This is a genomic window from Candidatus Saccharibacteria bacterium, assembly GCA_034521515.1.
GTDB lineage: Bacteria > Patescibacteriota > Saccharimonadia > Saccharimonadales > JAXHMH01 > JAXHMH01.
On record JAXHMH010000002.1, the window covers coordinates 481,524 to 502,825 of the forward strand.

A 21,302-nucleotide genomic window follows, 5' to 3' on the forward strand; every position below is an offset into this window, starting at 1 on the left:
AATTATAGAGTGGATATTGAGTTAAAGCCAGGAACATATGTAGTGGCCGCCAGCGGCGGAGTCGACTCAATGGTGCTTTTGCATTTGCTGATGCAAAAGTATGTAAACAGGAAACAGGAAACAGGAACTAGTGAGCTTCAAGGTAGAAAGTTGAAAGTAGAAAGTACTTTAGAACTTGATAACTTTGAAACTTTCGACTCAATGAATCGTTATCGATTCATTGTTGCTCATTTTGATCACGGTATTCGAGAGGACTCCCACTTAGATAGGCGGCTTGTGCAAGAGGCAGCATTACGCTACGGAATTCCTTTTGTTTATGATCGGGCGCAACTTGGCTCCGATGCTAGTGAGCAAACCGCAAGGCAGGCTCGTTATGACTTTTTGCGTCGTGTGCAAAAAGTTAGCCAAGCGCGAGCGGTTATCACAGCTCATCATCAGGATGATTGGCTAGAGACGGCGATTTATAACTTGATGCGAGGTACTAATCGCAAAGGTCTAACATCGCTGGCGAGCTCTGAGTTTCTAGAGCGGCCATTGCTTGATACACCTAAAAAACAGCTGATTGATTATGCTAAACAACACAATATTGCTTGGCGTGAAGACAGCACCAATGAAGATACTAGGTTTGCTCGTAATAATATACGTCATAACGTTCTACCTAAGCTTGGACCAGCTGGAAAGGCCAGACTACTGACAATCTTAAAAGATATGCGCAGTATTAATCAGCAGATTGACGAACAAGTCGAGGATCTATTAAGACAAATATTACTGCCCTCTGGCTTAAAACGGGGTGATTTTATAATGTTGCCGCATGTAATTGCTCGTGAAGTTGCTGCAGCTTGGCTTAGGCAAAACAACATTCGAGATTTTGGCCAACCTTTTTTAGAACGGATGGTTAGGGCAGTAAAGGTGTTGCCAGCTGGCAAGGTTTTTGACGTTAACGCCAGATGGCAGATTAAACTCACGCACAATAAAGCGACTTTTATACCGCGCTCACACTAGTAATCAGGAAACTTCATCGCTATAATGGCGGTTTGTATGGATAAAAAATCGTTTAGTAAAACACCCGGAGGTGGTTCGCCGAACAATCGGCGAAACATGAAAAACATTGGCTTTATTGCCCTAATAATCCTTTTTGGCTTGATTATTTTTTCTAGTTTTGGCCAGTCTGAGGAGTTAGATGAAGTTCCGCTATCGCAGGTTATTTCTGAAGCTAACGCTGGCGAATATGACAAGATTGTTGTACGTGGCGATGAATTGGAAATTTTTGAGGAGGGTGAAGAAGAAGCAACCCTAAGTTCACGTAAAGATCCTCAGGCAAGTCTACGTGAAGAGGGTGTAGATTATGGACAAGTTGAAGTAGTTAACGAAGAAGCATCGACTGCCGGACAGACTTGGGGCATGATAGGACTCAACTTACTACCGGTATTGTTAATCGGTGGCTTTTTATTCTTTATGTTGCGAAGTGCTCAAGGTCAGGGTAATCAGGCGATGAGCTTTGGCAAGTCAAAAGCCAGGCTTTATGGAAACGAGAAAGAAAAGGTGATGTTTAAGGATATCGCTGGCTCCGATGAATCTAAACAAGATTTACAAGAAGTTGTTGAGTTTTTGAAGTATCCAAAGAAGTTTGAAAATATAGGTGCTCGTATACCAAAAGGCGTATTGCTAGCCGGCCCTCCGGGAACCGGTAAAACTATGCTTGCTCGAGCGGTTGCCGGCGAGGCAGATGCGCCCTTCTTCAGTATTAGCGGTTCGGAGTTTGTGGAGATGTTTGTAGGTGTTGGTGCCTCACGAGTTCGAGATCTTTTTGCTAAAGCTAAGAAAAACGCTCCGTGCATTATATTTATTGATGAAATTGATGCAGTTGGTCGGCGCCGTGGAAGCGGCATGGGCGGCGGGCATGATGAACGTGAACAAACTTTAAACCAGATATTAGTGGAGATGGACGGGTTTGAACAGGGTACGAACGTCATTGTTCTGGCGGCAACAAACCGCGGTGACGTACTTGATCCGGCGCTACTGCGACCTGGGCGGTTTGATCGCCGCGTTAATATTTCATTACCGGATAGAAAAGATCGCGAAGCCATTTTGAAAGTACATTTTGATAAAAAGCCCCTTGCTAAAAACGTTGACCTAGATGCACTAGCGGCTAAGACAGCTGGTAGTAGCGGTGCAGATCTGCAGAATATTGCAAATGAGTCGGCAATTGTTGCAGCGCGAAAGAGCCGCAAAGAAATCAACCAAGACGATGTAACTGAAGCTTTTGAAAAGGTCGCTATTGGGCCGGAGCGCAAGAACAAGATTATGAGCGAAAAAGAAAAGGAGCTGACCGCCTACCACGAGGCTGGCCATGCTATTGTTGGACACGTACTGCCTGATAGCGATATGGTACACAAAGTAACGATTATTCCACGTGGCGGTACGGGTGGAGTCACCTGGTTTATACCGCCAGAGGACAAAAGTTATCATAGCATTATTGAGTATAAAGATGTGCTGGCTCGTATGCTTGGTGGCCGTATAGCCGAGGAAGTTATTTATGGGTTAGATAGAGTAACGACTGGCGCTGGGTCTGATTTACAGAAAGCAGCCGAACTGGCTAGAGACATGATTGTCAATCAAGGTATGGGCAAAAAGCTGCGCGATCAAGTATTTCATGTCGAAGAAGGCATGATGATTGAACGCATGGTACACGAAAAGCAATACTCAGATGAAACCGCAAAAATTATTGATGATGAAGTCGAGGATCTGATAAGCGAAGCAGCCAAACGTGCTCGGGCGGTTATTAAGGCAAATCGCGATAAACTTGAAACACTGAAGCAGTCTTTGATCGAGCAGGAGACTGTCGAGGCGGAGGTCGTCAAAGACTTGCTTAAAGACGCCAAGATGCCAAAAGAGGCCGCATTATATTAAGCGCGTAGACTATTAAAAGTACAATTTTCATAAAACTATAAAAAACGTTCTAAGTTCTCACGTTCATCCTCTATAATCTAAAGCAAATGAATTGCTACAGATTATCAATAAACTGTATTTCTAAGTACGTGCGCATAAAGGGTACGTTGTCTGCTGGGAGTCTGGTGTGGTAAATAGGCTATTTAGCTCCACCCCAAAACGAGCCTCCCTTGGCGGTGCTGCAGCACTATTAATTGGTGTGGCGCTGATGGGGCAGGCACTGGGGTTCTTGCGTAACAGGCTTATTAGCACGAACTTTACCGTAGTTGATCCAGGGAGTTCTGATGCCTTTTTTGCCGCGTTTCAGATACCGGACTTTTTCTTTTATACCATTTCTGCGGGTGCGCTTGGCGTCGCATTTATACCTTTTTTATCTGACCGTTTAGCAAATGGCGACAAAAAAGGCGTCTGGCAACTGGCAAGTAGTCTACTCAACGTGCTGCTGCTGGTTATGGGTGCCGTTAGTATTATTATTTTGTTATTTGCTGAGCCGCTAATGGGTGCGCTTGCGCCGGATCTACCACAAGAGAATTTTAACCAAGCGGTGACGATTATGAGAATTATCGCTTTTAACCCATTATTGTTCGCCTTGTCCGGCATATTAACCAGTGTCCAGCAAACATTTGGACGATTTTTCTTCTACGCTATGGCACCGCTGTTTTACAACGTGTCGATTATTATCAGTGTGTATGTGTTTAGAGATAATATTGGGATAATCGGGCTTGGAATCGGAGCTTTATTTGGCGGTATATTACAGTTATCTGTTGCCTGTTTAGGTTTAATTGGGCTTGGGTTTAGGTATAAACCAACAATTGCCTGGAAGAACGCCAATTTTCGGCACATGGTTCGCCAGCTACCGCCTAGATCACTTGATCAAGGGATTGACCAAGTCAATAGTATTGTAGAGGTGAATCGTGCTCAGGCACTTGGAGTAGGTCCGGTAAGTTTTTATAATTTTGCGCTGACGCTGCAGAATGTACCGATTATGCTGGTTGGTAATGCGATTGCTATTGCTGCGTTTCCTCGCCTGACGGAGCGTTTAAGCCAGGGCAGGCCTGATTTATTCAGAAAAGACTTCCTGCAGATATTACGAGCAATGATTTGGATGACCATGCCGGTTGTTGTGGTTGGATATTTCTCAAGAGGTTATCTTGCACGTCTTATTTTCGGTGACGTAGCACCTGAAGTTGCTTTAATATTTGGTTACCTGACTGCCTCGATATTTTTCCGAATTATTTACAGCATGCTATCGCGCTACTTTTATGCGCATAAAGACACCAAGACACCACTGTTTGTATCGGTGTTTGCAATCGGACTTAATATATATTTGGCATTTACCTTGGCACGAGCTGATGCATACGGGATTGCTGGTTTGGCAATGGCGCAATCAATTACTGCGGCCACAGAAGTAGGTATTTTATTCTTGATAATACTTTCTCGCGACTTTAAGTTGTTTGATGCTAAATTCTGGGGCGGTATCGTTAAAATATTGTCTGTTACCGGGTTTAGTATAGTGACAGCTTACGTTATGGTATCGTTCTTTCCGCTTACCACTGCAGACAGAGGTATCGTCACACTCGGCTCCAAGCTAGGGCTTATAGGTCTCTCAACCCTACTTGTGCATACCTCAATTTCAGCGTTGTTTGGACTTGAAGAGGCAAAAAATGTGTTAACCAAAGCCAAACAGTTTATATGGCGCCCGGTTAAAGTCTAGTTCGAAAACCTGCGTCACCTCTGTTATACTCTGTAGACGATGGAATTACATAGCAAACAAGCAGCTGATGGCTCCGGTAAGGAGCAGGCCTCTATTAGAAATTTTTGCATCATTGCTCACATTGATCACGGTAAGTCGACTCTGGCCGACCGTTTTTTGGAAATCACCAGCACGGTAGAAAAGCGCCAGATGAAAGAACAGCTTTTGGACAAAATGGAGCTGGAGCGAGAAAAAGGTATTACCATCAAGCTAGCACCGGTGCGTATGACCTATAAGGGTGTTGAGTTAAATCTTATCGATACACCTGGTCACGTTGATTTTAGCTACGAGGTGAGCCGTAGCCTAGAAGCTTGCGAGGGAGCGGTGCTGGTCGTTGATGCCTCGCAAGGCATTCAAGCACAAACTCTCGCTAACGTTTATCTGGCTATGGAGGCGGAGTTAGAAATTATCCCAGTGCTTAATAAGATTGACTTACCGGCAGCTGACACCGAACGAGTAAGCGCCGAAATTATTAGTTTATTGGGTTGTAAAAAAGAAGATATTTTGCATATTTCTGCTAAGACTGGTCAAGGTGTCGAAGCAGTTCTTGATAAGGTGGTTAACCAAATACCGCCGCCATCAGGAACTCCAAACCATGCTCCACGAGCGCTTATTTTTGACAGTTACTACGATGATTATCGCGGGGTTATATTGTATGTGCGAGTTGTTGACGGTCTAATTAAGAAGAATTCTCGCATACGCACTGTTGCTGCAGACGGAGAAGGAATCGCCTTAGAGGTTGGTTCGTTGCGCCCTGATATGTCACCAGCTAGTGAATTAACTTCAGGAGAAATTGGTTACATCGTGACGAATTTACGAAGTACGCGTGAGGCGAAAGTTGGCGATACTATTACTGATAAAGATAGGACAGCGACTAAAGCACTACCTGGTTATCGCGATGTTCGGCCATTTGTCTATGCCGGATTTTTCCCGGACAGCAACGAAAACTACCAGCCGCTAAAAGATGCTATAGAAAAATTATCGCTCAGTGATTCCGCAATACAGTTTACTCCAGAAAATTCGCCAGTCTTAGGGTTTGGTATGCGGATTGGGTTTCTGGGGTTGCTCCACATGGATATTGTGCGGGAACGATTAGAAAGGGAGTATAACCTAGATTTAGTAGTTACTAACCCTTCAACTGATTACAAAGTAGCATTGATAAGTGGTGAAGAAATTGCGATAAAATCAGCCGCCGAGCTGCCGGATCCGGCGAAAATTGCCGAAATCAGGGAACCTTGGATTAAAGGAGAGGTGGTTGTACCAAAAGAATATGTAGGTGCTGTAGTGCAACTTATAGCCGGTAAACGGGGCTTGCATAAGAATATATCCTTTGTCGATGCTCGTATTGCGGTGATTACGTTTGATGCGCCATTGGCAAACCTACTTACAGATTTTTATGATCAGTTAAAGAGCCTGACCAGCGGCTACGGATCGTTTAATTATGAGCTGGCTGATTATCGGGTAGAAGATCTGGTGCGGCTTGATTTTTATGTTGCTGGGGAGTGTATTGAAGCGTTGAGTCTTATGGTGCACCGTAGTGAAGCGCAATCACTTGGGCGTGAGACTGTTAATAAACTCAAAGACGTTATACCGCGTCAGAATTTTCAGGTTTCATTGCAGGCCGCCATCGGTGGTAAGTTTATAGCTCGCGAAGATATATCAGCGTACCGAAAGGACGTTACGACTGGACTATATGGCGGCGATGTAAGCCGTAAAAAGAAAGTTCTAGCCAAACAAGCCAAAGGTAAAAAACGACTGAAACGTTTTGGAAAGGTCGATATTCCCAACGAGGCCTTTACTGTGCTTATAAAACGCGATTAAAACTGGTAATTACCCCTGTTTTCTGCTATAAATATGCTATGAATAAACTGCGTCACTTAGACGAATTTAAAAAAATACTGGCTGACTACTCTATGTCACCAGAAAGCAAACAAATATTACGAGAGACCAACTTAGTGCTGTTGGTTGCACCAACTTCAGCTGGACGCAACACTATTATCAGAGAGCTGATTAAGACCGGTGATTATCATTTTATTGTTTCCGATACGACACGTCGCCCTCGTACCAATGATGGCGTTGCGGAAAAAAACGGCGTTGAGTACTGGTTTAAAAGCGAAGAAGATGTCTTATTGGACTTAAAAGCAGGTAAATATCTAGAGGCGGCAGTTATTCATAGTCAACAAGTTTCGGGTATAAGTATGCGTGAACTTTCTCGAGCATCCCGGGAGAATAAAATTGCAATTACCGATATCGAGGTAGAAGGGGTTAAGCATATCATGTCTATACCGAGTAACACCTACCCGATTTTTGTGTTGCCGCCAAGTTTTGAGGAATGGCAACACAGGCTCAGGCATCGTGGCGAAATGAGCTCCGAAGAAGTGCGGCGGCGTTTGCAGAGCGCGTGTGATGAGTTGAGTGAGGCAATAAAACAGCCGTATTATACATTCGTGATTAACGATACTGTCGAAGAAGCAATATCTCAGATTCATCAGTTAGCCAAAATGGGTGTGACTGACCCGGCAACACAAAAAAGCGGCCGCAACTTAGCTGAACAGCTATACATCCAAACCAAAGCTTACCTAGATTTCCAGTAAAGTTTCAATTACCTCTGATCGCTTGCATTATTACACCACATTCTCTTCTATTCCAAGACCAGGTCTTGGAAATCGGAGAAATGTGGTATAGATGTTATTTTTGGCGTGCTATTAGCGGCGTAGTTAAGGCTACGCTTTGCTTTAGTCCTCGAAGAGAACTTACACTCTGCACATGCTCAGTCAACTCTGGACAACAAAGTCAGTTGGCACTCTTGACCATGCCAAGACTACCAACATAACGTTCACTACCAGCACCGCCTGTTGCACGCCTATCTTGCCAGTTTCTTTTCCAGTCCAGCTACGCTGTAGCAACAACTACACCTTGCTCTGGTCTTCAAAGAGAACTACCAAGCTAGGCATGCCCAGTCGGTGCCGGACAATAAAGTCAGTTGGCACTCTTGACATGAGACTGCTAAATTTATAAACTGGCAGTGTTACGCTATGAGTGCTATGACATCACGACAAGAAGGAATATTACGAGCGATCGTTGAGCAATATGCAGAGGTCGCTAGCCCGGTTGGGTCTAGTTTGCTCGCGAAACTTTTTGACGTGTCATCAGCTACCATTCGTGCCGATATGGCCGAGCTTGAACAGCTAGGCTACATAAGCCAGCCCCATACCAGTGCGGGGCGCGTACCAACTGATATAGGGTATCGTTTTTACGTTAACAATTTAAGTATCGGTGAAGAATCCGCCGCCGAAAAACGTGCCGAAAAGGCATTGAGCGTAAGGGTTGGTCACGGTGGTGTGCCGGATCGCATGATTCGCAATGCCGTCGATACGTTAGTAGAACTGACTCACAATCTCGGTATGGCGACACTTGGCGACCAACTATATATGAGCGGTTTATCTAACCTTTTTGGTCAACCAGAGTTCATGCACAAAGGGCAAGTCCAGCAAGTTGCGAGGTTGCTGGACAATCTTGAACCATGGCTCAAAGAGGTGGCACCTAATGAGCCGCTGAATGTTTATATTGGCGCCGAGAATCCCATTGGGCGGACTGCAGGATGCAGCTTAATTATCAGCAAATTCCGCAGCCCGTATAGTGATCAAAGCTATATCGGTGTACTTGGCCCAACCCGTCAAAGTTACCGTGACGTTATAGGGTTGGTACGCCACGCCGGACAATCACTAGAGGAATCGCTATACGCGTAAGAGTAAGGAGTATTGAGTTATGAGTCATGATAAAAAAGACAAGAATGCAAAGAAGCAAACTACCAAAGATTTAGAGCAGCAAGTCTCGCAGCTCGCCGCTCAAGTCTATGAGCTTACTGAAGCATTACAACGCGAACGGGCAGATGCTGATAACATTAGGCGTCATCATGCTGACGAACTTTCTAATCTAAAGAATGTGGTGAAAGCTGGTGTGGTACGGGATTTATTGCCGATTATCGATAATTTTGACCGTTCACTGAGGCATGTTCCAAAAGAGCTCCAAAACAACGATTATGTAAAAGGAGTTCAGGGTATAGTTAAGCAGTTTGAAAAGACGCTGGGCGATATCGGTGTAACGCGCATCAAAACCGTGGGTGAAGTTTTTGACCCCCGGTTACATGAGGCGATAAGCGTGGAAGACGGCGACCCTTCGACAAGCTCAGGGCAAGTGGTTGAAGTTATTTGCGAGGAACTTCAGTCAGGTTACGCACTTGGTAACGAAGTTATCCGCCACGCCATGGTGAAAGTGCGGATGGAATCCGCACCGGAAGATGCAAAAAGCAATAAGCAAAAGGAGGGCGAAGCGACATGATTTTGGTAAACAACAATTGTAAATTGAGCATTGAAAATTAGGCAACTGAAAGGAGTAAAGCAATGGGAAAGATAATAGGAATAGATTTAGGAACAACTAACAGCGCGATGGCGGTAATGCAGGCTGGTAAGCCAGAAATTATTGCCAACAGCGAAGGTAACCGCACCACACCAAGTGTAGTGGCGGTGAATAAGAATAAAGAGCGTTTGGTTGGCCAGGTGGCTCGTCGTCAACAGGTCACTAACTCTAAAAACACAATTTATGAAGTCAAGCGTCTGATTGGTCGCCGCTGGGAAGACAAAGAAGTCCAGCGAGACATCAAGCTTATGGGTTACGAAATTGTTAAGAGTGGTAACGGCGTTAAAGTCAAAATGGGCGATAAAGAGTACAGTCCAGAAGAGGTCAGTGCTATGGTGCTCGGAAAACTTAAGGCCGACGCCGAGAGTTTTTTGGGTGACAAAGTAACCGAAGCAGTCATTACCGTGCCGGCTTATTTTGATGATTCTCAGAGGCAAGCTACTAAAGATGCTGGTAAGATTGCCGGCCTTGAGGTTAAGCGCATTATCAATGAACCAACAGCTGCAGCACTTGCTTACGGTCTTGATAAAGAAGCTAAAAAAGATGAGAAGATTGCCGTATATGACCTTGGCGGCGGTACGTTTGACGTATCTATTCTAGAACTGGGTGATGGCGTGTTTGAGGTTAAAGCAACCAACGGTGACACACACCTAGGTGGCGCTGATTTTGACCGCATCGTCGTCAACTACTTTGCTGATGAGTTCAAGAAGGAACACGGCATTGATATTGGCGATGACAGAGCTGCTATGCAGCGTCTGCGCGATGAGGCAGAAAAGGCTAAGATTGAGCTATCTACTACTAATGAAGTGGATATTAACCTGCCGTTTTTGACCGCTGATGCCGATGGTCCAAAACACTTTGAGCACAAGCTGACACGCGCCAAACTTGAAAGTTTGGTTAGTGAGCTAATTGAAAAGACAGCTGCACCGTGTGATAAAGCACTCAAAGACGCCGGTGTCAAAGCCAGCGACATTGATGCTGTTGTATTGGTTGGCGGTATGACCCGAATGCCAGCAGTACAGGAGAAAGTCAAAAAGATCTTTAACAAGGATCCGATGAAAGGTGTAAACCCAGACGAGGTTGTAGCCATCGGTGCTGCTATTCAAGGAGGCGTGCTGCAGGGCGACGTTAAAGATGTGCTACTGCTGGATGTTACGCCATTAAGCCTTGGCATCGAGACGCTTGGCGGCGTGGCTACCAAGTTGATTGAACGCAATACTACTATTCCGACCAGTAAGAGCGAAACATTCTCTACCGCCGCCGACAACCAGCCACAAGTAGAAATCCATGTGGTACAGGGTGAGCGCGAAATGGTGGCTGATAATAAATCACTTGGCCGTTTTATCTTAGATGGCATTCCGCCGGCACCGCGTGGCGTACCTCAAGTTGAGGTAACATTTAATCTGGATGCCAACGGTATCTTAAACGTCAGCGCTAAGGACAAAGGTTCCGGTAAAGAGCAAAGCATTACTATCCAAAACAGTTCCGGTTTGTCTAAAGAAGAAGTCGATAAGATGGCTAAAGATGCTGAGGCTCACGCTGATGAAGATAAGAAAAAGCGCGAAGCAATAGATGCGCGCAACGTGCTAGATAGCACGATCTACCAGGCAGAGAAGCTAAAAGGCGATAACGAAGAGAAACTGTCAGATGATGACAAGAAAACCCTCGATGAAGCGGTTGAAACAGCTAAGAAAGTTGTGGCAGATGAAAAGGCCGATAAAGACGCACTTGAAGCAGCTGCCAAGGAGTTGAACGATAAAATCATGCCGATTGGAGCGAAACTTTATGAGGAGGCCGGAAAGGCCGACGAATCCTCCGAAGCTTCAGCGAAGGACGGAGAGAAAGCGAAAGAAGAACCCGAAGAAGCTGAAGTTGTTGACGAAGACTCCGAAGAAGACGGGAAAAAAGACAAGAAGAATTAATATAGGGTAATATGACGGGCGAATGTTCGTAAACTTTTAGGTAATTATTGAACAGCTCGTCCGTCACCCGTACCAATAGAATGTAAGCAGTAGCAAATCGAGGAGGCACAAAATGCAGGAACTTATTGAAGATTTACGGGCGGCTTTGGATCAAATGAACCGCAGCTTGAACACAATTGCTGAAAATACCGAAAAAACCAACCAACTCCTCGAAACTCTAGCCAAGGACAAAGAGTAAGTCGTGACAGACCGTGGTACCGAAGCTGCTTTCCAGGAGATTGCCATACACGAAGCCGCACAAGATAGACGTCTTCGAGGATCCCTAGAATGGCTACTATTGGGTGATACGTACGAAGTATCCCAACACTTCTTAGAAGATGTTGATCACGACGATATACTAGAAGATGTCGCTGAACGGTATCAGATTGGGCGTGAAGGTGCGCTCCGAGCTCATGAATTGTGTGAGCAGGAAATAGAGGAGAGAATGAATAATGGCTAAGCGAGATTACTACCTCAGTATCAAAATCTTGAAGCGTCATAATCTGATTGCAGGCTGCTTTGCTCAGGATTTGATGTGGGGTAAGCAAAATACTAGGATGGGTATATGAGTAAGAGAGATTACTACGAGGTTTTGGGTGTTTCAAAAAACGCTTCTGCTGATGAGATTAAAAAGGCTTATCGAAAGAAGGCCGTTGAGTTTCATCCAGATAAAGAAGGTGGTGATGAAGCCAAATTCAAAGAAGTCAATGAAGCTTATGAAGTTCTAAAAGATTCATCCAAAAAACAGCGCTATGATCAGTTTGGCCATGCTGGTGTTGGAGGTAATGGCGGCGGTGGCGGCGATCCATTTGCTGGTTTTGGTGGGTTCGGCGGTCAAGGTCAGAATGTTAACTTTGATTTTGGTGAGGGCGATTTAGGCGATATTTTTGGCAGCTTCTTTGGTGGCGGACAACAACGACGCCGGCGTAAAAATCGCGGTCGTGACGTGGAGACATCTCTTGAAATTAGCTTTGAAGACGCTGTTTTTGGCACTGAAGTAGATTTGAGCGTAACCCTTGATGACACCTGTGATCATTGCAAGGGCGACACAGTTGAACCGGGGCACGAACTAAAAACATGCGATGAATGTAAGGGTTCCGGTCAAACAGTCCGGGTAATGCGCACCGTGTTTGGTAACATCCAACAAGCAACGGTATGCCCGAAATGTGAGGGACGGGGCAAAGTTCCCGAAAAAGTTTGCTCGGTATGTCGCGGTAAAGGTACACAGGAAAAGAAGCAATCTATCGGGCTTAAAATACCGGCCGGCGTAGATGATGGTGCTACGATTCGTTTGCGTGAACATGGCGAGGCGGTAGCTAATGGTCCAAAAGGTGATTTATACGTAAATGTAAGGGTTAAGCCACACAAGAAGTTCATTAGGGAAGGTGATCTAATTTTGAGTGATGAGACGGTTAGTATGGCTGATGCGGCGCTCGGTACAACTATTGAGGTCGATACTATTGATGGCCCGGTGAAAATGAAGATACCAGCCGGCACACAAAGCGGCACGGACTTCAAGTTATCAAATCACGGCGTACCGCATCTAAAGCGTGATACTCGCGGCGCACATATCGTCACCATCCACGTAGAAACCCCAACCAAGCTCACCAAAAAACAAAAAGAGCTACTAGAACAACTTAAAGAGGAATCTGGTAAACGTCCTTTCTTTGCATAGCAAGCATGAGCATTTCTAAATTTGCAAAATCATGGCAATCAATATGATTAACTAGGATTGTTATTGCTTTACGGCGGGGAACAGAGTGGCTTTTGAGGATTTTAAACGTAGTTTAGGTATAGAAACTTTCGAACAAAGAAAAAGTCTGCGAGAAATAGACCTTGAGGTAAGGCAGACTCTTGCAGCAACTGCTGACGAGGACATGTACGAAGAAAAGACCCAATCTAAAAACAGATAAATACTCTGTACAAAACACTAGAGTTAATGCCATAATTGCGCATAGATGAAGCTCAAACAAAACCAGAACGGGTTTATTACGATGGTCGTCGTCATGCTAGTGATTCTAGTCGCGGCGTTTATTCTCGCTTTCATGCGTGTTTATAACGCCCAGCTTTAGGTGCAAAATAGGGAACGAAAGATTGACAGAGTAAATCGTAAGTGCTATAATATACAAATGTCATTAGAAGCCTTATCTCCTATTGAAAAAATCCAATATATCGAAGCTATTGTAGACTCTGAGCCAGAGATCGCAAGGTACCAAAATGCCTAAAGATAAGCGCAAGGTAGTTGGTTCATTTGAGACCATCTTATTTACTGAATTTAATAATTATACTGCATGCGCAAAAATCGACACTGGCGCTTACACCGGCGCGCTGCATTGCACTAAAGTCTTTGAGGAGAAAGACAGTAAAGGGAGAGCTGTACTTAAATTCTCACCATTTGACCATCCGGAAATAGTTATGGAGACACGAAAGTTTAGTGCAAAGGACGTCAAAAGTAGCAATGGCAGTAAACAGGAACGCTATTTTATTAAAACTAAGATTAAGTTACAGGGTGTGATATACCCGATTACCATCAGTTTAGCCGATAGAGCCGAGATGAGATATGAGGTCTTGATTGGTCGTAGGTTTTTACAGAAGTATAATTTCTTAGTTGACGTTAATAGAGGAAAAAAGTAAGGTCAATCCTATGAAGATAGCAATATTATCACGAGGCCCGGGTAACTACTCAGTCAAACGGTTTATGCAAGAGTCTGTTGATCGAGGTCATGAAGTTTTAGTAGTTGATTATACCAAGTGTTTCGCGACGATCGAAAAGAGCAATCCAATCGTTAGCTATGAGGGGTTAGATCTCAATGACTTGGACGTAATCATCCCACGAATTGGGTCGTCTTATACGCGTTATGGTAGTGCAATTGTACGTCAGTTTGAGATGCGCAACGTGTTTACTACTACTAGTTCTATTGCGCTTACTCGTTCACGTGATAAATTGCGAAGTATGCAGGTGTTAGCGCGTGCTGGTGTGGGAATACCTAAAACAGTCTTCTCGCGCGGTGTAACTACAGACATTGATGAGTTAATCGATGATATTGGTGGAACACCTGTGATTATTAAGTTAGCTCGTGGTACTCACGGCAATGGTGTTGTTCTCGCGGAAACCAAAAAGGCTGCTAAGTCTGTACTGCAGGCCTTTTACGTTATGGATGATGATGGCACTAATATTTTACTGCAAGAATTTATCGCTGAATCTGCTGGTACTGACATCCGAGCGTTTATTGTTGGTGGCAAAGTTGTTGCTAGTATGCAGAGACAAAGTTTGGACGATGATTTTAGATCGAACCTACACCAAGGGGGTGAAGGTAAACCCGTTAAGTTGACTGACGAAGAAAAGAAAACCGCTCAGAAAGCGGCTAAATCTCTCGGGTTATCTATATGTGGCGTTGATATGATGCGTTCCGATAAAGGGCCGTTAATATTGGAGGTTAATCCAAGCCCCGGTCTTGGCATAGAACACGTAACTGGTCGCAATGTTGCCGGTAAAATTATTGACTATGTTGAACAAAATGCTCGCGGTAAACGCAAACGAGACCGCGTAGGTGCTTAGCCTTTAAATCTAGCTGTACTCGGCTACTGTTACAATAAGCGTTATATGAAACGCTATTATAAATGGTTTATTATTGTTGGAGCTATACTTTTAGCGTGTCTGTTGGCTTTTGCTCTAGACGATGTTGTGCGCACTCTAAATGATGAAATGCGAATCGTTCGCGGACAATTAGAAGGTGCGTCGTTTGATTTGCTGGTGGCAGATACAAACGAGTTAAGACTCCAAGGTTTGGGTGGCAGGCCGCAACTTGAACCGGGTGAAGGTATGTTATTTGTGTTTGATAAGCCTGATTTTGAGTGCTTTTGGATGAAGGATGTAGATTACGCAATTGATATATTGTGGTTCGATGCCGATAAGCGTTTAGTGCACGTAGAGGACTCGGTTGCTCCAGATACGTATCCGGCCTCATTTTGCCCTTCAGAGCCCGCACAATACGCTGTAGAGCTGCTTGAAGGCCAAGCTGAGGCACTGGGCGTCTCTGGCGAAACGGTGCTTGATGTACCCAATCTTTAGCAGTTTGATATGATAGGCAGGTAATGTCAGCTTATATATTGCTTATAGCCATGCTTGTTGCGCCGCTTCTGCTGGGGGTATTTTCCCGCGTAGCGACGCCTCACCTGTTTTTATCGCTGCTAGCGGGCGAGTTATTAGAACGCTATTTTAAAGAAGACGCCGAGCTCGCACTTAGTACGGTAGTTCGCAACGAAAGCGTTTTGCAATGGCTCGGCTTCGCTATCTTGGTCATACCTATGGTGCTGACTGCAATCTTTTTGCGCCGGACGATCGGTAAAAACAAGACGCTACTACACATGCTGCCGCTAGTTATTACGGGCGTGGTGTTCGCGGCCTTTGCTTTACCGCTATTACCCGAGTCGGTTCAAGCTCAAGTTACTTCAACTCATTATGGCAACATGTTAAACGATAGTATTAACTTCATTGTCGGTGTAATGATATTTCTGCAGTTGGTTGCACTATGGTTGTTTAACCGTGGCTCAGATAAACACGGCAAGAAGAAGTAGCTCAGTAGACTGGTCTAAGCTAACAGTTTATTCCTGGCCTTAAAGTACGTCTTTTTCCTTTAAATAAAGTACCAGCTGCTGATACGAGTCAAATAAAATAGGAGTGTAGCCGCAGACATTGGCTGTACTCAAGCTTTTTTCTGAATCATCAATAAATATCAGCTCTTTTAACTCGACCCCCAGATCTTTAGCAAAAATATTAAACGCTTCTGGTTCGGGTTTCACAAAACCTGTTTCGGCGGATATGTGAAAAACATCAAAGTGCTTATCAAGACCTTTTTGCCGCATCATGTCGGCTTTTTCTTGAGAATTATTACTAAGTAGACCTACTTTGTAGCCTTTAGTGCGGAGTTGGTCTGCTAGCTTTAGGACATGATAATTTGGATTATAATCCCCAAAGTCCAAACTTAGCTTCATAACGGCATCAACCTTATCAAGTTTGTTTAAATCGGCGAGAATCAACGGCCACAACTCTTCACGCGTAATATCTCCGCGATTGAATTTTTTATTATGGGTGTAGTATGCCTCCAGATAGCTGTCGGCGCTAATACCCAACAGCCTAGAAATTTCTTGACCTAAATGTTTACCCGGCTTTCCGTTTAATACTCCACCCCAATCAAATCCGATAGCTTTGTAGATCATGCAATGACTATAACAAACTGCTGGGCTTGAAATCTCAGAATGAGATTCTCAAAGTAATGATTCACTGGGACAGCGCTTCCCCTCAGTTCGTTCGGTCGCTTCTCCGCACAATAACTAAATCAAACGCTTATTGCGAAAAGCTTGCCCTGATTCGGTTTTCAGATATTTTTCAAATTCCAAAGCCTTTGACTTTGCCACAAAAGAACAATAATAAATTAGCTCGACCGGTCTTTTACCTTTCGTGGCAAGAACGTCACCCTTAGAGTGTTTGCTTACACGTTTTTGTAAGTCATTTGTTGAGCCCGTATATATAGAGCCATCACCGAGCTTTAATAGATATACATAATACATAGATTAATTTTAGCCCCACTACGTTAAAGCTACGAGGGGCACACATCGCAAATAAAAAGTGTGACAGACCAACTTGGCCTGCCACACGAAGCTTTATGCGAAGTGTGGAGGGCCATCCTGCCTGTCTGTTAGACAGAACGGGCAGGCTGGGACAGCGGACTTCGTCCTCTTCCGCTCGCTCGCCAGAGAAAATGCCTACGACGCTTTCTCTGGGCTTCACTCGCTGCACCGAACCCACTTTTGCTTTTGGGCAAAAGACCTGGGTTCTCGTGCCCGGAGGGCATCAAAGAAAAAACCCCACCACTAAAGGGTAGGGTCTTTTCTTTGGAGGGCCCACTGGGACTCGAACCCAGGACACCCTGCTTAAAAGGCAGGTGCTCTAACCGGCTGAGCTATGGGCCCCCAGATCTTTGCACCGTGTTGTCACTGCTTCTGGCAAAGCCAGAACTCCGCCGACACTCTTGGCGAACTGCTGTGTTGCCTGGCTTGTGGTGCGTCCTCAACGTAGCTAAACTACGTCTCCGGTCGCTCCTCACCGGCGCCGTGCACTTCATACAAGTGCAAAAATCTGGAGGTCCGTGATTTAACCCTAACAGGGAAATAACTTCTAACATTATGCTGATTTTACATAAAAAGTCAATCTGATGTGCATCTGTTAGCGGTACAATCCCGTGTTACAATAACAGATGAAAATGAGTTAGCAGAGGAGTAATTGTGTCTGGACATAGTAAATGGTCAACCATCAAACGGCAAAAAGGTGCAAATGATGCTAAGCGTGGCGCCATTTTTACCAAGCTAGGAAACGCCATTGCCGTAGCCGCAAAAAGTGGTACTGATCCGGATATGAACTTTGCTTTGCGCCTGGCGATAGACCGCGCCAAGGCGGCCAATATGCCTTCAGTAAACATACAGCGCTCTATTGACCGTGGCTCTGGAAAACTCGGTGGCGAACAAATCCAAGAAGTTTTATACGAAGGGTACGGTCCAGGTGGCGTGGCGGTGCTTGTAGAAGCGGCGACGGATAACTTAAACCGGACTTATCCGGAGGTTCGATTAGCGTTTTCTAAACACGGCGGTAATATTGCAGAAAAAGGCGCCGTAGCCTTTCAGTTCGAACAAAAAGGGATGATTCGTGTCAAAGGAACGGGCGATGACCTCATGATGAAGTTGTTAGAGGCAGGAGCTGAAGACGTGCAGGAAGAGGATAACGAATCGATTGTTTATACTGCCCCAAAAGAGTTTGCAAAAGTTCGTGACACACTCAAAGATGTCGGGCTAGAGGTCACTGAGGCGGAGTTAACTTTTGTCCCAAACAATACGGTAGAGGTTACAGATGAGTCTACGGCTGGTAAAATCATGCGCATGATGAACGCGCTAGAGGAGCTTGATGACGTTACGACGACGCATACAAACTTTGATATAGCGGAGGAACTTCTTGCGAACTGATCGTATCTTGGGTATTGATCCCGGCACCGGCATACTCGGTTTCGGGCTTATTGATATAGACAGTCGAGGTAAGGCAAGTTTGGTTGACGCCGGCGTCATAAGAACTAAACCCAATCAGCCTGATAGTGAGCGATTGCTAATTATTTATGATGAATTATCAGAAATCATAGCTCAGACTAATCCTACATGCATGGCGGTAGAGAAGCTCTTTTTTGCACAAAATGTGACTACGGCAATGACGGTGGCTCAGGCTAGGGGAGTTGTACTTTTAGCGGGTGAAAAAAGTGAACTTCCTCTGAGTGAGTACACTCCCCTGCAAATCAAACAGGCGCTAACAGGATACGGCCGCGCTGATAAGAAACAAATCCAAGAAATGGTGCGCGTACTTCTCAGCCTAAAAGATGTACCAAAGCCTGATGACTGTGCTGATGCATTGGCTACCGCCCTTTGCCACACCATGCACCGCAAACTAAACCTATAAGACCACATTTCCTCGGTTTCCAAGACCAGGTCTTGGAATAGCAGGAATTATGGTATACATACAAAAATAAATCATAGGTTTAGCTTGCTAGCGAGTGCTCGATCTCCGTTAACATATCCTTGTGTTCCTTATAGTCTTCAACAAATTTCAGATAATCGTGAGCATCCGTAAACAGTTCCAAAATTCGGGTTGGCTGTATCCACTCGACAGACTTATACCCAAGATAGTGGGGAAGACTTGAATACGGCCACTCTTTGTAAGCAACCGGATTGAGGTGTATATAACGAGAAATATGGTGTAAATACTCATCAGAAGTGATCATACTGGCCTTAAACCTATCTTGAAAAAGAGGACCGACACGTTTATGTTTTTTATTAAAATACGAGGTGTAGCTACCACAAACATTTTTTATCAGATTTTTCAGGGCATTCTCCTCTAGCTGGTAAACAAGCAGGTGGAAATGGTTTGGCATAAGGCAAAAAGCCAATAGTTCAATATCGTTATAAAGCCACGGATATTGTCGACCCTTTGTATCTTTTGCTGGTTCCCTCGAAAGATAACGTTTGAGTAGATTTAAAAAAACTGAGTAGTCTTCGTCGTCTAAAAATATCTTCCGCTTATCAACCCCTCTGTTATAAACATGGTAATGCGTATTTTCTATGTAGATTTTTCGAGAATTCCGGCTAGCCATTAACACAATTATACAATAAAAACCCCAATTCCAAGACCAGGTCTTGGAATTGGGGAAAAGATGAGATAATGAAATTATGATTGCGACACTTAGAGGAAAGATTACAGAAAAATTTTCGGATAAAATAGTAATAGACGTTTCTGGTGTAGGCTATGGGGTTCTGGTTGCGCTAGAAGATTACGCTAAGCTTAACAAGGGTGACGAGATAAAGGTTTATATTTATGAGCATATTCGTGAAGCCGCTCATGATTTGTTCGGTTTTACAAGTATGGACACCATGCGGCTGTTTGAGCAGCTTTTGGGTGTGAACGGTGTAGGCCCCAAAATGGCTCTAGGAATTATGGGCATTGGCTCGGCTGATGACGTTAGGCAAGCAATTGCTGCTGGAGATACTAAGTTTATTACAACGGCACAAGGGGTAGGTAAGCGAGTTGCAGAACGGATTGTAATTGAGTTAAAAAACAAGGTTGGTCTACTTAGTACGGCTAATGAAGACAGTTTGTTTATCGGCACGGCAACAGCGGAACAGGACGAGGCGGTGCAAGCCTTAATGGCACTTGGCTACGACGTGCAGGACGCAGTCGCTGCGCTTAAAGGAGTTGACAGTTCCCTGCCGACCGAAGACAAGGTTAAACAGGCATTGAAAGGTCAAAAATGATCGAGAGAATTACCAATACTACGGCGGATACAAGTGATGCAGAGCAGCAGGAGCTAGAGAATAATCTGAGGCCGCGAGACTTTGCTAGTTACGTAGGTCAAGAAAGACTTAAGCAAAATCTACAGCTGGCAATTGATGCTGCTAAAAAGCGCAGCGAACCGCTCGATCACGTGTTGCTTTATGGCCCGCCAGGCCTTGGTAAAACGACTATGGCAACAGTGATCGCTAACGAGATGGGGGCTAATTTACGGGTGACTAGCGGTCCGGCAATTGAGCGGGCAGGCGATCTGGCGAGCTTGCTGACCAATTTGGCCGATGGTGATGTACTGTTTATTGATGAAATACACCGGCTTCATCGAAGCGTCGAAGAAGTTCTATACAGTGCTATGGAAGATTACAAAATAGACATCATGCTCGGTAAGGGGCCAAGCGCCCGAAGTTTAAGGCTGGATGTTCCAAAGTTTACATTGATTGGTGCTACGACCCGAACCGGTGCATTAGCTGCGCCGCTCCGCGATCGTTTTGGTATGATTCATCGGCTGGAATTTTATACACCAGAGCAGATTTCTCAAATTATAGCCAGAGCGGCCAAAATCCTAGAAAGTAAAATCCATCCAGAAGCTGCAACACTACTATCAACCAGAGCTCGCTTGACTCCGCGAGTCGCCAACCGGCTGCTTAAACGTGTGCGAGATTACGCTGATGTAAACGGTGACGGTATAATTGATGAATCAACTACTAATGCAGCGTTAAATTTGCTTGAAATAGACGAACTCGGTCTTGATCCGGCAGACAGGCATCTGCTTGGTAAAATAATAGAAAATTACGGTAATAAACCAGTCGGACTCAACACACTTGCCGCACTTACCGGAGACGAAACCACTACAATAGAGGATTTTTACGAACCTTTTCTTATGCAGTCCGGCCTACTTGAGCGGACGCCACGCGGCCGACAGGTTACTCACCGAGCTTATAAACACCTAGGCATTAAAAAGCCAAAGGACTCAGAGCAAGCCTCTTTACTCGAAGACTAAGCAGACAAAGCAGGACTATTCGTTGAACGGATTTTCGCGTGCTTGCTCAAAAAGTGTTTGAATCTCTATGTTTTGTTCTTCAAGTTCCAAAATTCGCTCAATGGCATCCTCGTCAACTTGCAGTCTTTTTATCGATTCCGCCTCTGTTGCGGTCTGAGCTGGCGGATCGCTGTGGACAAGCGTGTTGATTTGCATAACAAGAAACGTGTATATGCCCAAAAAACATATAATGAACAGAAACATATGGTATCGCTTAAATATGTCTATGACAGGCGTGAGTTTGTTGAGTATTGTAGAAATATCAAGCTTCATAAGTTGACCTTTCTGGACTGGTGATTA

Annotated in this window: 23 protein-coding genes and 1 tRNA gene; 19 read left to right on the forward strand and 5 right to left on the reverse strand. The window is 44.7% G+C overall.

Annotated features, from left to right (window positions below; genetic code table 11):
• Positions 1–9: 9 nt before the first annotated feature.
• The 15 genes from tilS to U5K77_02580 all read left to right on the forward strand — a co-directional run bounded on the left by tilS (position 10) and on the right by U5K77_02580 (position 15,660).
• Positions 10–1,002, forward strand: coding sequence for a tRNA lysidine(34) synthetase TilS (gene tilS / locus U5K77_02510; GenBank protein ID MDZ7744611.1), 993 nt, complete (start codon positions 10–12; stop codon positions 1,000–1,002).
• Positions 1,003–1,038: 36 nt separating this feature from the next.
• The gene (gene ftsH / locus U5K77_02515) at positions 1,039–2,910 is read left to right on the forward strand and encodes an ATP-dependent zinc metalloprotease FtsH (protein MDZ7744612.1); all 1,872 of its coding nucleotides are present in this window, start codon (positions 1,039–1,041) and stop codon (positions 2,908–2,910) included.
• 166 nt (positions 2,911–3,076) lie between these two features.
• The gene (locus tag U5K77_02520) at positions 3,077–4,663 is read left to right on the forward strand and encodes a lipid II flippase MurJ (protein ID MDZ7744613.1); all 1,587 of its coding nucleotides are present in this window, start codon (positions 3,077–3,079) and stop codon (positions 4,661–4,663) included.
• A 39-nt stretch (positions 4,664–4,702) separates the two neighbouring features.
• Complete coding sequence (gene lepA, locus U5K77_02525; protein ID MDZ7744614.1) at positions 4,703–6,523, forward strand: translation elongation factor 4; 1,821 nt, start codon at positions 4,703–4,705, stop codon at positions 6,521–6,523.
• 38 nt (positions 6,524–6,561) lie between these two features.
• A complete protein-coding gene (locus tag U5K77_02530) occupies positions 6,562–7,296 on the forward strand; it encodes a hypothetical protein (GenBank protein ID MDZ7744615.1) in 735 nt (244 codons plus the stop codon).
• A 441-nt stretch (positions 7,297–7,737) separates the two neighbouring features.
• On the forward strand, positions 7,738–8,451 hold the full coding sequence (locus U5K77_02535) for an HTH domain-containing protein (GenBank protein MDZ7744616.1): 714 nt from the start codon (positions 7,738–7,740) through the stop codon (positions 8,449–8,451).
• Positions 8,452–8,470: 19 nt separating this feature from the next.
• Positions 8,471–9,043, forward strand: coding sequence for a nucleotide exchange factor GrpE (locus U5K77_02540; protein MDZ7744617.1), 573 nt, complete (start codon positions 8,471–8,473; stop codon positions 9,041–9,043).
• Between the two features lie 62 nt (positions 9,044–9,105).
• Positions 9,106–11,043, forward strand: coding sequence for a molecular chaperone DnaK (gene dnaK / locus U5K77_02545; GenBank protein ID MDZ7744618.1), 1,938 nt, complete (start codon positions 9,106–9,108; stop codon positions 11,041–11,043).
• Positions 11,044–11,155: 112 nt separating this feature from the next.
• Positions 11,156–11,281, forward strand: coding sequence for a hypothetical protein (locus U5K77_02550; protein MDZ7744619.1), 126 nt, complete (start codon positions 11,156–11,158; stop codon positions 11,279–11,281).
• Between the two features lie 3 nt (positions 11,282–11,284).
• Positions 11,285–11,542 carry a hypothetical protein gene (locus tag U5K77_02555; protein ID MDZ7744620.1) on the forward strand — a complete coding sequence of 86 codons (258 nt, stop codon included), beginning with the start codon at positions 11,285–11,287 and terminating at the stop codon, positions 11,540–11,542.
• A gap of 105 nt (positions 11,543–11,647) precedes the next feature.
• Complete coding sequence (gene dnaJ / locus U5K77_02560; GenBank protein ID MDZ7744621.1) at positions 11,648–12,757, forward strand: molecular chaperone DnaJ; 1,110 nt, start codon at positions 11,648–11,650, stop codon at positions 12,755–12,757.
• A gap of 542 nt (positions 12,758–13,299) precedes the next feature.
• Positions 13,300–13,716: a RimK/LysX family protein gene (locus tag U5K77_02565; protein ID MDZ7744622.1), complete on the forward strand. Its 417-nt coding sequence runs from the start codon at positions 13,300–13,302 to the stop codon at positions 13,714–13,716.
• Positions 13,717–13,726: 10 nt separating this feature from the next.
• The gene (locus U5K77_02570; protein MDZ7744623.1) at positions 13,727–14,641 is read left to right on the forward strand and encodes a RimK family alpha-L-glutamate ligase; all 915 of its coding nucleotides are present in this window, start codon (positions 13,727–13,729) and stop codon (positions 14,639–14,641) included.
• Between the two features lie 45 nt (positions 14,642–14,686).
• On the forward strand, positions 14,687–15,154 hold the full coding sequence (locus tag U5K77_02575) for a DUF192 domain-containing protein (GenBank protein MDZ7744624.1): 468 nt from the start codon (positions 14,687–14,689) through the stop codon (positions 15,152–15,154).
• Positions 15,155–15,177: 23 nt separating this feature from the next.
• Positions 15,178–15,660, forward strand: a complete 483-nt coding sequence (locus U5K77_02580) for a hypothetical protein (GenBank protein MDZ7744625.1) — start codon at positions 15,178–15,180, stop codon at positions 15,658–15,660.
• A gap of 39 nt (positions 15,661–15,699) precedes the next feature.
• Here U5K77_02580 and U5K77_02585 read toward each other — a convergent pair whose 3' ends face one another.
• The 3 genes from U5K77_02585 to U5K77_02595 form a co-directional block, all read right to left on the reverse strand.
• Positions 15,700–16,302: an HAD family phosphatase gene (locus tag U5K77_02585; GenBank protein MDZ7744626.1), complete on the reverse strand. Its 603-nt coding sequence runs from the start codon at positions 16,300–16,302 to the stop codon at positions 15,700–15,702.
• A gap of 114 nt (positions 16,303–16,416) precedes the next feature.
• Complete coding sequence (locus U5K77_02590) at positions 16,417–16,653, reverse strand: GIY-YIG nuclease family protein (GenBank protein MDZ7744627.1); 237 nt, start codon at positions 16,651–16,653, stop codon at positions 16,417–16,419.
• A gap of 325 nt (positions 16,654–16,978) precedes the next feature.
• Positions 16,979–17,055 (reverse strand) — tRNA-Lys (locus U5K77_02595).
• 312 nt (positions 17,056–17,367) lie between these two features.
• Here U5K77_02595 and U5K77_02600 point away from each other — a divergent pair.
• Together U5K77_02600 and ruvC are read left to right on the forward strand one after the other, a co-directional pair.
• Entirely contained in the window at positions 17,368–18,099 is a 732-nt protein-coding gene (locus U5K77_02600) for a YebC/PmpR family DNA-binding transcriptional regulator (protein ID MDZ7744628.1), read from the forward strand.
• Positions 18,089–18,580: a crossover junction endodeoxyribonuclease RuvC gene (gene ruvC / locus U5K77_02605; protein MDZ7744629.1), complete on the forward strand. Its 492-nt coding sequence runs from the start codon at positions 18,089–18,091 to the stop codon at positions 18,578–18,580. The genes U5K77_02600 and ruvC overlap by 11 nt, the downstream gene beginning before the upstream one ends.
• Before the next feature lie 79 nt (positions 18,581–18,659).
• Here ruvC and U5K77_02610 read toward each other — a convergent pair whose 3' ends face one another.
• Positions 18,660–19,271 carry a transposase gene (locus tag U5K77_02610; GenBank protein MDZ7744630.1) on the reverse strand — a complete coding sequence of 204 codons (612 nt, stop codon included), beginning with the start codon at positions 19,269–19,271 and terminating at the stop codon, positions 18,660–18,662.
• A 76-nt stretch (positions 19,272–19,347) separates the two neighbouring features.
• On the opposite strand from U5K77_02610, the gene ruvA reads away from it, so the two are divergent.
• Together ruvA and ruvB are read left to right on the forward strand one after the other, a co-directional pair.
• The gene (ruvA, locus tag U5K77_02615; protein ID MDZ7744631.1) at positions 19,348–19,929 is read left to right on the forward strand and encodes a Holliday junction branch migration protein RuvA; all 582 of its coding nucleotides are present in this window, start codon (positions 19,348–19,350) and stop codon (positions 19,927–19,929) included.
• Positions 19,926–20,963 carry a Holliday junction branch migration DNA helicase RuvB gene (gene ruvB, locus U5K77_02620; GenBank protein MDZ7744632.1) on the forward strand — a complete coding sequence of 346 codons (1,038 nt, stop codon included), beginning with the start codon at positions 19,926–19,928 and terminating at the stop codon, positions 20,961–20,963. Before ruvA ends, ruvB begins: the two co-directional genes overlap by 4 nt.
• Positions 20,964–20,978: 15 nt before the next feature.
• Here the strand turns inward: ruvB and U5K77_02625 are convergent, their stop codons facing one another.
• The gene (locus U5K77_02625; protein MDZ7744633.1) at positions 20,979–21,275 is read right to left on the reverse strand and encodes a hypothetical protein; all 297 of its coding nucleotides are present in this window, start codon (positions 21,273–21,275) and stop codon (positions 20,979–20,981) included.
• Positions 21,276–21,302: the final 27 nt, after the last annotated feature.